Source organism: Proteus sp. NMG38-2, from assembly GCF_020640995.1.
Classification (GTDB): Bacteria; Pseudomonadota; Gammaproteobacteria; order Enterobacterales; family Enterobacteriaceae; genus Proteus.
Map to the genome: position 1 here is coordinate 3735635 of NZ_CP085481.1, position 12374 is coordinate 3748008.

A 12374-nucleotide genomic window follows, 5' to 3' on the forward strand; every position below is an offset into this window, starting at 1 on the left:
ACCTATCAGTATGTAAACTAAAATGAATAAACAAAATCATGGCGCTGCAAAGATCTTATAAAGATAGCTAAGAGCGCCGTAGAGACTATTTTTCAGATGTGTGAGGTACAGTGAGTTTTTCCCACGCAACAGGTGCGTAATTGTTCACGCCGACTTCAAAATTAGCCACTTTCTTAGGATTAATTGCAAAATTGGTGACGGGGTGATAAACCGGTGCAGTGATCGCCTCTTCACTAATAAAAGTCATAATGCCGTCATAGCCTTTTTGGCGATCTTCTTCATTTAATGTCGCTAAGGTTTTATAAATCATGGCAGAGAGATTTTCGTCATACCATGCTTTAGCTTGCTGATTATTCGCTTGGATATCGTAGATCTCAAGCATAGAGCTATGAGGCATCCATGAGTCAGAAGCGGTACGCATTAAAGCCATATCAAAATCTTTCGATTCCAATGTAGATTGGGTATAACCATTACGGTCGAGTATTTTTAAATTAACTTGAATACCCGTTTGCGCTAATTCCGCTTGAATAAATTCCGCAAGGGTTTTCCATTCAGGGAATTCATCGGTTGTCAGTAAGAAAGAAAACGATAAAGGCTTACCCTCTTTTTCAAAAATACCTTGGGCATTTTTGCTATATCCTGCTTCAATTAATAATGCCTGTGCTTTATCTTTATCCCCCGCTAAGGTGTAGTTATTTTTTGCATTAGCATAAGGTACTCCTGATTGATACATACCAGTCGCCTCTTTACCAATATGGTTAAAGAGATCTTCTGCAATACTTTTTTTATCAATAGCGTAGTTAATTGCTTGGCGAATACGCTTGTCTTGTAACTCAGGAGTCCGTTGATTAAAGGCAATAAAGTGAGAACTTAGCGTATCCGCAGTAAATGTCTCAAACTTTTTGTCTTGTTCCAATTCCTGAATATTTCCCATTGGAATTTTTCCAATCAAATCACCGCCAATAATATCGACTTCACCACTTTGCAAGGCAAAAACACGTGCCTGACCGTCAGGAACAACTTTAAAGATAATGCGATCTAACGTTGGTTTTTCGCCCCAATAGTAAGGATTTGGTACCAGTGTAAAGCTTTTATCTTTTTCATAGCTTTCTAGCATCCAAGGGCCTGTTCCGACTGGTTTCGTAAAGGTTTTACCATCCTCACCTAACGAAGCTGGGCTTAAAAAACGTACAGGTCGAGGATAGGTCATTTCCATTAAAATAGGATAAGAAGGATTTTTGTAAGTAATACGCACCGTATGTTTATCAATGGCTTCCATTGAGTCCACTAATGTGGCGGTAATTTGGCTATAACGAGGATTATTCACCCAACGCTTTAAATTAAAAATAACTGCATCGGCATCAAACGGGGTACCATCTGAAAACTTCACATTTTCACGCAGTTTAAAAGTATAGGTTTTGCCGTCTTCTGAAATATCCCAACTAGTTGCTAATGTTGGAATAATCTGACCTTCACCACCATCTTCTGTTAAACCGTCATAAATCATTTTAAAGACAAAATGAGGTCCGTTATAACTGGCAGCATCAAGCATATTCATCGCACCATCACGATAAATAGCAACAACGACTTCTTTTTTCTGCTCAACTTGAGTGGTGTTTTCTGTTGGTTTTTCATCATTACAGCCCGTTAATGCTGTTATTGAAAGAAAACCAACCAATAAAGTTCGGTGTATTAATTGTTTAAACATATTCTTTTCTCTTTCCATCTTATTGTTATTAATGCGTTATTTTATGGCATGCAACCCAGTGGTCAGATGCAATTTCTATCAAAGGAGGATTTTGTTGCTTACAGATATCTTGCCGATTTAAACAACGATGGTAATAAGGGCAACCTGTCTGTGTTTTGGGTGCATCGGTGTAGATCTGTTGCTTAAAAGGTGTGCGTTGTGAAGGATGAGTTGGCAATACTGCAGACAATAAAGTCTGGCTATAAGGATGTTGAACACAGTTATCCATTTTAGGAATAACTTCAACAATATGACCAAGATACATCACAATAATCCGATCACTCACAAAGTTAACTGCAGAAATATCATGAGAAATAAACAGATAAGTGAGTTGTAATTTCTTTTTAAGTGTATTAATTAACGTCAGTATTTGCTGTTTTAACGCAAAATCAATACTAGAGACAATTTCATCACACACCACAAATTCTGGCTCCAGCACTAATGCTCTTGCGATACCAATACGCTGTTTTTGCCCACCTGAAAGCGCATCAGAATGTCTTGATAAAAAAGAGCCGTCTAATCCAACTAATTCTAATGTTTTACCGATAAGTTGCTGTCGCTCTTGGCGAGTCAGATTTTTATAATTAATAAGTGGCTCAGCAATAATTTGTTCTACGGTAAAATAAGGATTAAACGCATCTGCACTGGCTTGAAAGATCATTTGCATATTTTGGCGAATTTGACGCATTTGTTTAAAACTAAAATGCGTGATCTCTTGCTTTGAAAAGGTGATAACCCCTTTATCACTTTGTTCTAATTTCAGTAATAATTTACCAAGCGTTGTTTTTCCACATCCAGACTCTCCCACAACACCCAACGTTTCACCCCGATAAATACAAAATGAAGCATTAGCGACGGCACAGGTCGTGATCCCTTTTTTTTGATAATATTTAGCGAGATTTTTTACTTCGATTAATGGCATCTTATTCCCCCTGCTTTATTGTTGAAAATAAACGCTGGGTATATTCATGTTGAGGCTCATCAAAAAGTTGAGACACACTGCCTGAACTCACAATATCACCTTGATACATCACATAAACGTTATCAGCCATTTGTGCCACAATGCCCAGATCATGAGTGATCAGCAAAATCGCGATCCCTAATGATTTCAAACGATCAATTTCATATAAAATAGCGGCTTGCGTGGTGAGATCTAAAGAAGCCGTTGGCTCATCCGCAATAACCACTTGCGCCTCCGATAACAACCCCATCCCCACCATAATGCGCTGGCACATACCGCCACTTAACTCAAATGGATACTTGTTTAACAACTCATCTGCATGACTTAATCCAAGCCGAGATAAAATATCTTTATATCGTTGCCGCTTTTCTGTTTTCGATTTTTTTCGCCATAAAGGAGATAGTGATTCAGCAAAGTGTTTTTCTATTTTGATGGTAGGATTTAAGGCACTTCTTGGCTCTTGGAAAATCATGGCAATTTTCTGCCCACGAATATTTCGCCACTGTCTTTCACTTTTATTCGAAATAACATCACCTAATAAGGTGATTTCACCAGAGACAACTTTTCCAGGTTTATCCACTAAATTCATTAAAGAGAGTGCAGTGGCTGATTTCCCACTTCCTGATCCACCAATCAGTGCTGTTATTTTTCCAGCATAGAGCTCAAGATTAATATTGTTCACCGCCACAAATTCACTCTTTTGTTGCTGAAAAACAGTTGTTAGCCCTTTGACGGATAAAACAGGTTTAATACACATATTAAATCTCCTCCTGTTTTTTCAAATCTAAGGCTTTGGCATTGTTTTGTAAGACATCATTTAACCCTTCACCAATCATATTCAATGCCCAAACTGACAACATAATGGCGAGTGCGGGATAGATAATCATCATGGGATATTGCGTCATATATTGTCGGCTATCACTTAACATCACCCCCCAATCCGCAATGGGCGGTTGTGAGCCTAAACCGATAAATGAAAACGCCGCAACGTGGGTAATAACCGCCGCAATACGTAATGTGGCAAGAACAATAATGGATGACATAGCATTAGGAATAATGTGATGAAAGATAATACGGCGATGAGGCGAACCGACAGACACGGCGGCTTGAATAAAATCTTTCTCTTTTAAAGCAATAACAGAGCCTCGAATAATACGGGCAAAAGGCGCCCACCACAGAGCAATAAAGACCAATAAAATTGTCATTAAACTAGGGCCAGTGATCCCAATGGCTGCCAATGCTAACAAACTTGATGGAAATGTTGAGGCTATATCAACAAGACGCATGATCAAGTTATCCGTTTTACCTCCCACATAACCCGCTAAAATTCCTAACGGAATACCAATACTGAGCATCAATGCCGTAGCTAATACAGCTGTAGAAAGGCTGGTTCGAATACCATAAATTAAGCGAGAAAAGACACAACGCCCTAATTGATCGGTTCCTAGGGGATAATCAAAACTGGCACTCATTAGTTTCAATTTAACATTAGTCAGATAAGGATCATGAGGGGCTAAATAAGGCGCAAAGATCCCCAAAATAACCAAAAATAGAATGATCACAACACCTGTCATAGCTAAACGTTGTTGTAAGAATCGCTGTAGGAAATTCAGTTGCATCGCGATCACTCCATCATTATTTTTGGATCGATAAACACATACAACACATCGATCAATAAGTTAATAACAATGTAGGTCACCGCCACAACAACAATATAACCTTGAATAACCGGTAAATCTTTAAGGCGAATACTGTCTACAGCAAATTTACCAATACCATTCCATGAAAAAATGGTTTCACACGCAAATTGCCCACCTAACAACTTACCAAAGTTCACGCCAATTAACGTAATACAAGGTAAAACGGCATTTTTTAAGCCATGACGAAAAAGGGCTGCTGTTTTACCCAGCCCTCTCGCCCTTGCAGCTCGAATATAATCTGTATAGCTCACCTCAATTAAGTTATTACGTAAAATACGGGTATACATAGCAGCATAACCAGCACTGAGCGTTAAAGCGGGTAAGAGAATATTTTGCATACTGTCACCAGCAATAACAGGAGCAATATGTAGCTGGATAGCAAAGATATACAGCAATAATAATCCGAGACAAAAATCAGGTAAGGTCGCAGCCATTGTCGTTAAAAAACGAATACCATGGTCAATCGGTGTATCTTTAAAACGGACCGATACTAATGCGATAGGAACACATAAAATGATAGCAAAGAGTGTAGACACCAATGCTAATTTTAACGTTGCAGGAAACCTATCCATAATTTCTTGGCTAACAGGCAAACCTGATTGAATAGAGGTACCAAAATCACCTTGTAAGGTATGTGCTAACCAACTTAAATATTGAATATACAAAGGTCTATCTAATCCAAGCTCTGTTCTCACCGCTGCAATACTATCAGGAGTTGGAATGATCCCTTTGCTTCGTAAGGTAATTTCTGCGATATCACCTGCTGAAATATGACTTAGTATAAATGCCAATATACTGACAATAATAAGCATAGGAACAACTTGGATAAGTCGTTTAAAAATAAAGCGTTTAAAGTTCATTTTATGATTTATTATAATGATAGAGTTGGCGTTTAATAACTTAAAACCAAAGTATAGTGATTAATCTTTGACGAACTATTGATATAACACGTTATTTATTCAATTTCTTTATAAAAATAAAAAATAAAATTTTTATATTACATAACATTCAAAGATAATTATTTATATTTTAAAAGTGATTATAATCAAAATTATATTTTGAAGTTTAGAAATAACACCACTTTATTTAGATTTTATTTATGTCATTTTAAATCAATGAATTACAACAAACATCATAGAATGAAATAAGTATAAAGTAATTTTAAAATAGCATTATTAATTTTTAACATCTGTTTAAATGAAAGAAATGATAGTCATCCCAAAAGATATCAATAAAGAATGAACAATTAAATATTAACAATTCTTATCAATAAAAATAATTTATTAGAAAATAATTTTTATTATTATGAAATTTATTATTAATTAAAAGAAAAAAGTTTCCCCTAAATGGTCAATTTTATCTCTATTAAATACGATTAAATGACGAAATAAAATTGATATAAATACACTGACATTCAAAAGCAGTATTTGCTATTTCTACATTATTCGATTACTAGACCTTTTTATTTATTTTCGGCTAAATAAAAAATAAAGAAAGTCGATAACAAGAAAAGCATCATCAATTCAGCTATTGGCTTTATTAAAAAATGCTATTTTTAGTTAATAATCTATCTTCATTATAAACACTATAATTTATATAAGATTGTATATAGCGCATTTTGATTACATAGTTATCTTATGATAAATTTTTTAACTATATTTATTCAAGTAACAAAACAAATATTTTATTATTTTTTTACTTTTTATTTACATTGTTTAATCGTTAAATTGATAAAAACAAAATAATGTTGTTATTAAGTTTAGTTCTATTCAAATAAGAATTACTTGCAAAGACCATTATATATTGTTTTAGATCAATATAGGTTAGTCTTTTTTAGATGATTACTAAAAATAGTTCTAATTTTTTTATTCCTGCTATGTAATTTTTCGTACAAACCACCAAAACAAGTCCAAAAAAGACGAGTTTCATTTAATTATTTCTTAATAAATGAATTCAATGGTGTAAAAAAGTGTACAAATGTAAAAAAATGTTTTTTTATATAACGTTAATTACTTATTAACATATAAAATTTTTTATTTGATTATCGAAAAAAAACTCGCGCTTAGAGTAAAAATACGCAATTTTAGTTAAAAAATGCTTATGATTTGTTTTTTTAGCATAAAACCCTATGAGATTAATCCTATCCTAATTAATGTTTTTATTCGTAAAATTGACCTCACATCAAGTTTGTAAATAAACGAACAATCAAGAAAAGAATGCATATTCTGGCTTTGATTCATTACTTCTTTTGCATATTAATTAATAGAAATAAAGAAAATAGATATTCACAAACTTCAAAATACGTTCCATTAGATAAATATGTTTTATTTAAAATGAGTATATTTAAATTTTATTTTAAATAAGCATTTAACTAATAAACAATCAAATAACTAAATACCTAAATAACTGAATATAGTTGAAAAGCTCTCTGTTATTTAAAAACACTATGCTGTGAAAATAATCAACAAAGGATACTTCAATATGAAAAAACTGACCTTAGCAGTTCTTGCAGTTGCTATTATGGGTGCAACTACTCTTGCTCAAGCTGATACTCGTAAAGCAAGCGCTGTTGCTTCATGGGATGCTAAAGCATACAAAGATACTAAAAGTATGTTAGTGGTTACACCATTAAAATCATTAACATTCAATTACGCTGAAGGTATTAAAGCGTTTAATACTCAAGACGGTGCTTTCGATATCACTATCCAAGGTCAACAAGGTGCAACTGATTTTAAACTGACATCAAAAATCATCTCTGACAAATTAAGCCGCGCATCTGACAATAGCGAATTAACTGTTGGTGTTAAATGGAATGGCACTGCGTTAAATGACACAACAGAAACCACAATGGTTGATGTTAAAGCAGGCACAACTGCAGGTCTTGATTTCTTAGCACAAGAGGGTGCTTACAACGGTAAAGATCGTGTAAGTGGCCAAAGCCAATTCGCCTTCGATATCGCATCTGCAAAAATTGCTGGTACCGATGCTAAATTCTCTGAATTAGCTGATGGTTACTGGGATGGTGACGTTAAAGTTCAGTTTACTGCAACTTGGGAAGGCGACTTCACTACTACACCATAGTCTATGATCCACAAAATTATCTTTTAATAATAAAGGATGAGCGAATTTTCGCTCTTCCTTCTAGGATCCATGATGAAAAAAATAATATTAGCTTGTTTAAGCCCTTTGATTTTTTATAGCCAATTTGCAGCAGCCATTCATGTCGGTGCTATTACCGAAACTATGCCATCTGACCAAACTATTCTTGCCAAAGAAATTGAAAATAATGTCGATCAGGCACGTTTAGTCGGATTATCTATTGAGCGTATTTCATCACCTTTAGAAGATGGAAAAGTGCTCCCTTTAGTCAATAACGAGATTTTGATCTCACCAGCAAACTTAATTTTACCCGGCAAAACCAAAGAAAGTTTTAAAATTTTCTATAAAGGCCCTAGTGATAATCAAGAACGTTACTATCGCTTAGTGTGGCGTGACGATCCAGTGACTGAAACGGGATCAACGCAAAGTGCAAAAGCTGCAACGGCAACAACGTCTGCCATGATAAGCACCATTTTAGTGGTTGCTCCTCGCCAAGAAAAATTCGATTACCAATTTGATAAAGAAGCGCGTGTAGTGTTTAACACGGGGAATAGTTCATTTCGCACTGTCGCCACCGGTGACTGCATGCCAGATGCTGTAACAAAAAACGAAAATAACCGCTGTAGTGAACGCTACTACGTTATGCCTGGCCTTGGCGTCAAGCTAAAACAAGTCGATGTTCAAAGTAAAAAAGCAACTGTCGGCATTTGGCATAACGACGATTTTATTATTGTAAATTAAATTTTAATTTCATAAGGATCTATTGTGCGCAAATCTGTGGTGGCACTAGGTATTGCTATGTTCCTATTGTCCGAGAATACATATAGCCAACCCACCAATTTAAAGATAGGTAACTATATTATTCCTAGTGTCTTTGCCACAGCATTAGAAGAAGGAATGACGATCCCTGTCTATTTGCGTTACGATCTTTCTGAACAATCCGTTTTAGAAGAACAAAGTCGTAATAAAATTGCAGATGCGTTGGTAGTGCTTAAAGATAATAAAATCACCATTAACTCTGTGACCCCCACACTTGATGAAGGTGAAACACAAACGGCTTCTATCAATGAACAGCTTGTTCAATCATTAAATGAGCTTAAAGATAAGCCCTTCGATCAAAATAACAAGATAACGCTTTCCCCTGATGCGACACTTAATTTTGATTTAAGTACCTTTATCATGTCGTTAGATGTTAATGAGGCGGGTCTTGCCACGCAAGTCAAAGCACGTTCGGAAATGTTAGGAAAATCAACGGTTGATAATATTTCCTCTGTCACCACCTATAATTTAGGTGTCTATAACAACCAAATGAAACAGCAAAAAGATAACACCAATAATTATTTTTCACTTGATAGTATCTGGAGTTTTGCTGAAAACCATTTGAATCTTAGTGCCACGGCTTATGGCCTAGGCACCGCAGAGCAATCTTTTGATTTTTATCGTGCTATGTTTGAGCGTGATTTTAATGGTCGCCGTTTTGCTTTTGGTCTATTAAATACTTGGAACTTACAATCTATCGCCTCTATGTCGGCGCTCAATAGCAGTAAAGTTTACGGTATTACCTACGGCAACAATTCCTCATCCAAGGTCAATCATTCACAGCTCTCTTTAACACCTATCACCGTCTTTTTACCCAGTGCTGGTGAAGTGCGTGTTTATCGTGATGGTAAATTATTAAGTATTCAAAACTTCCCAATGGGAAGCTTTGAAGTTGATACCGCGCCACTCCCTTTTGGTATTTATCAAGTCGAAGTCGAAGTCGTTATTGACGGTAAGGTTCACTCCAAACAAGCTCAAACAGTGAATAAAACCTTCAATATGCGAGGCGCAACATTAAATGAGTTTCGTTGGGAAATATTCTCAGGCTATGTCGATTACAAAAAACGGATTAAAAATAACAATAATGAATATCGTACAACCAGTGGCGATAATACGGTCTTAGTTGGGGGCGCAGGTGCCATTACATTAGGCGTTTTTTCTGGCCTAAATCTACAAGGTTCGGCATATGCATTTGATAATACTGCCGTATTAGAAACCAATAGTAATTTACAATTAACAGATACACTCTCAACTAGTTGGCAGTCATTAATTGCTAAAGATGGTAGTAACCGTAATATTTTTACGGCTAACTACTCCTTACCTAAAGGAATTGGTGCTTTATGGGTTAATCGCGAAAAAGCGAATATCAAAGATAATTTCCCGATGTATGACTCTGATAATTACTCTTTTGGTACCACCCTCAATTTGACTCAATTTTGGGAATATGCCGGATCATTTACCTATTCCTATACCAAAGATTTACGCGATAAAAACAAATCGAACAACTTTGAATATGCTACTACACTTTATACAGGTCGTTATGGCAGCATGAGTTTGCGTACCGGTGTTCAACGTTATCACTATGATAACCAGAGTAGCACTAACGAAAAATACATCACACTGGATTTTTCATTACCACTCGCAACATGGCTTAGTGCCGGCGTTTCTTCTAGTAATGGTAATGTGCGTGGCGAGTTATCTGCATCGAAAAGCTTTGAAGATTCCGCTATTCGCAACGCAGGTTTATCAGTATCAACTTTATTACATGATAAAGATGGTACTGACAGTGATTTCTCTGTCAGCGGTTACGGCTCGTTCGATACCAAATACAGCGCAGGTACGTTAACCATGAGTCGCCCTAATAATGACCGTTTAAATACTACGTTAACCGCTAGAGGTTCATTGGCATATAGTGATATGAACTTCTCTGCCAGTGGTAAACAAGAAACATCTGGGGTGATCGTGAAAACAGGCATTGATGGTGAAGGGCAAATTGCCGCCAACGTCAATGGTCAACGTTTTGTTTTATCCGGCAGCAATAACTTTATTCCGCTTTCTCCTTACGCAGAATATAAGGTCGAATTACTCAATGACAAAAACAGTGAAGATAGCTTTGATATCGCCTCAGGTCGAGTGAAAAACGTAGTGCTTTATCCGGGTAACGTTGCAGTACATCAACCTGAACTAAAACAAATGGTTACCGTATTTGGTCGAATGAAATCGCCTGATGGCACACTGTTAGCCAGTGCGCAGGTACGTAACCATATCGGTCGCACTCAAACTGACCACCAAGGTCAATTTGCGATGGATGTTGATAAACGCTACCCAGTGATTTCATTACAACAAGATGATAAACAAATTTGTGAGGCTGAATTAGATTTGTCATCAGCTCGGGGTGTGCTGTGGGTGGGTGATGTAATTTGTGATCCGCAAACTACGTTGGTAAACAGGAATTAAAGGAAAGCATATAATGTTCAAACATTACCTATTATTAATACTTGCCCTTTTTACTACATTCACATGTAATGCAGTAACCTACACCAATGATATTGTTTTTATTGAAAACAATATTGATAACGAATATTTTATTACACCGCAAAAAACGGACCCCCGTTTTAGTGGTGCTAACGTTTTTACCAAATATAGTAGTGACCAGCTTAGTTTAGGTTACATGGGATATACGGGCGTAGTGCCTATCAATAATTACTTTGATATTTGGTTAGAAAACTCTCCAATTAAAATGCCATTTATTGGCAACCGCTGCTGGCGAACATATAGAGATTGTCCTTCTGATGGTATACAAAGACCTGAACAGGTTTTAAGCAATGGAATGTATCGTGCTTATATGAATACTCATGGTGGTGAAGCGGGTATTCCTAGGGCGATATTCTCTGATTCATTTTATCAATATATGCAAACTCTACCCGTTGGTAGTATAGAAAACTTTAGTTATTTTTTCTGCTATACCAAGGATGACTACAACCCTGCATTAGGTCAAACATGTCGCTCTGTAAACGGTAGAGTGACTGAACAAAGTTTTGCAATTACCAAAAAAGGGCATATAAGACTAAAATCAACCAATGCGTTACAAGAGATTTTTGTCGATAGTGAAGGCAATGCCGTATTAGGTTTAGGCTCTAAATTTTGTGAAATTGTTGGCGATAATGTTGTCTGTAAGATGGTCGATTATGAGCTAAGCGGTGAAAGCTTAAATGTTATGAGACTGGCGATGAAAGTAGATACAACGACATTATCATTTACGCCAGCAGCAAGTGATATTCTTCTTTCAGCAACCCCTACATCAAGAACCTTTTATTACTCTTCACCAACCATTGCCTCTTATTTAGTCACTCCTGGCGATGGAGGTGTTTATGTCCATTTTACAAAAAGCTTTTTCAAAAAATTAATTAAAAACAACGTTGATCTCTCTAAGAGCCAAGATTTATTTACCTTTAGTTTTACCAATACTGCGGTGCCTCAATCAGGATTTTATGAATTTACTCCTTCGAACACGATAATTATCAAGCCTCGTGATTATGGGATTAGTATTGTTTCTAAAGAATTAGTCAACAATCCTTATAGAGAAGGAAAAGTGGGTGATAAAGAACCACCATTAACATTTGACTATATCGTCACGACCAGTGCATTTCGCCAAGCAAATAAAATTACTGCGGCGGTTGAAGGACCTAAAACAACAATCCGAGGTCAATCTTATTGCTTATTTAGCTCCAAAGATAAAAAAATGAATGTCCCCTTTTCTGCTTATCTGACTTATACCGATGCCAGTGGCTCTAAAGTCAAAAATCGAGCAGCTTGCGATAATGTGCCTATCTCCATTAAAGATGCGCTATGGACACAAACCACATGGCCTTATCCTTACCAATTAGAAGGGTATTTTTATCGTACTGATTTGCAACTGACTTTTCCAATGAATGAAAGCGCCTCACTTTTCTCAATGGAAGGTGAAGACTGGATTGGCGTGGTAGAAGCCCGTGGTTATGTCAATGTATTTGCAGAATGGTCAGGGACTGACATTCACTAAGTGAAA

General features: G+C 36.2%; 9 protein-coding genes. 4 read left to right on the top strand and 5 right to left on the bottom strand.

All coding sequences use genetic code 11. From position 1 onward, the window contains the following. Positions 1-85 precede the first annotated feature (85 nt). The 5 genes from LG402_RS17660 to LG402_RS17680 are packed head-to-tail and all read right to left on the bottom strand — an operon-like array spanning position 86 to position 5268. Positions 86-1708, bottom strand: a complete 1623-nt coding sequence (locus LG402_RS17660) for an ABC transporter substrate-binding protein (RefSeq protein WP_227336055.1) — start codon at positions 1706-1708, stop codon at positions 86-88. 28 nt (positions 1709-1736) lie between these two features. Then, the gene (locus LG402_RS17665) at positions 1737-2669 is read right to left on the bottom strand and encodes an ABC transporter ATP-binding protein (RefSeq protein ID WP_166539620.1); all 933 of its coding nucleotides are present in this window, start codon (positions 2667-2669) and stop codon (positions 1737-1739) included. A 1-nt stretch (position 2670) separates the two neighbouring features. Continuing rightward, on the bottom strand, positions 2671-3465 hold the full coding sequence (locus tag LG402_RS17670; RefSeq protein ID WP_166539621.1) for an ABC transporter ATP-binding protein: 795 nt from the start codon (positions 3463-3465) through the stop codon (positions 2671-2673). A gap of 1 nt (position 3466) precedes the next feature. Further along, positions 3467-4327 carry an ABC transporter permease gene (locus tag LG402_RS17675; protein WP_109409169.1) on the bottom strand — a complete coding sequence of 287 codons (861 nt, stop codon included), beginning with the start codon at positions 4325-4327 and terminating at the stop codon, positions 3467-3469. A 5-nt stretch (positions 4328-4332) separates the two neighbouring features. Then, positions 4333-5268 carry an ABC transporter permease gene (locus LG402_RS17680; protein ID WP_166539622.1) on the bottom strand — a complete coding sequence of 312 codons (936 nt, stop codon included), beginning with the start codon at positions 5266-5268 and terminating at the stop codon, positions 4333-4335. A gap of 1621 nt (positions 5269-6889) precedes the next feature. Between LG402_RS17680 and ecpA the strand changes: the two genes are divergently transcribed. From ecpA to LG402_RS17700, 4 genes are all read left to right on the top strand, one after another. Next, positions 6890-7489, top strand: coding sequence for a common pilus major fimbrillin subunit EcpA (gene ecpA / locus LG402_RS17685; protein ID WP_227336056.1), 600 nt, complete (start codon positions 6890-6892; stop codon positions 7487-7489). Positions 7490-7561: 72 nt separating this feature from the next. Beyond that, positions 7562-8248, top strand: a complete 687-nt coding sequence (locus LG402_RS17690; protein WP_109409172.1) for a hypothetical protein — start codon at positions 7562-7564, stop codon at positions 8246-8248. Positions 8249-8272: 24 nt separating this feature from the next. Next, the gene (locus LG402_RS17695) at positions 8273-10783 is read left to right on the top strand and encodes a CS1-pili formation C-terminal domain-containing protein (protein ID WP_227336057.1); all 2511 of its coding nucleotides are present in this window, start codon (positions 8273-8275) and stop codon (positions 10781-10783) included. Between the two features lie 13 nt (positions 10784-10796). Further along, a complete protein-coding gene (locus tag LG402_RS17700; RefSeq protein WP_227336058.1) occupies positions 10797-12368 on the top strand; it encodes a fimbrial protein in 1572 nt (523 codons plus the stop codon). Positions 12369-12374: the final 6 nt, after the last annotated feature.

Excerpts from the sequence above, each read along its gene's own strand:
- LG402_RS17665 (WP_166539620.1), bottom strand. The coding sequence starts at position 2,669 with ATGCCATTAATCGAAGTAAAAAATCTCGCTAAATATTATCAAAAAAAA.
- LG402_RS17700 (WP_227336058.1), top strand. The coding sequence starts at position 10,797 with ATGTTCAAACATTACCTATTATTAATACTTGCCCTTTTTACTACATTC.
- LG402_RS17690 (WP_109409172.1), top strand. The coding sequence starts at position 7,562 with ATGAAAAAAATAATATTAGCTTGTTTAAGCCCTTTGATTTTTTATAGC.
- LG402_RS17675 (WP_109409169.1), bottom strand. The coding sequence starts at position 4,327 with ATGCAACTGAATTTCCTACAGCGATTCTTACAACAACGTTTAGCTATG.
- LG402_RS17660 (WP_227336055.1), bottom strand. The coding sequence starts at position 1,708 with ATGTTTAAACAATTAATACACCGAACTTTATTGGTTGGTTTTCTTTCA.
- LG402_RS17680 (WP_166539622.1), bottom strand. The coding sequence starts at position 5,268 with ATGAACTTTAAACGCTTTATTTTTAAACGACTTATCCAAGTTGTTCCT.
- ecpA (WP_227336056.1), top strand. The coding sequence starts at position 6,890 with ATGAAAAAACTGACCTTAGCAGTTCTTGCAGTTGCTATTATGGGTGCA.
- LG402_RS17670 (WP_166539621.1), bottom strand. The coding sequence starts at position 3,465 with ATGTGTATTAAACCTGTTTTATCCGTCAAAGGGCTAACAACTGTTTTT.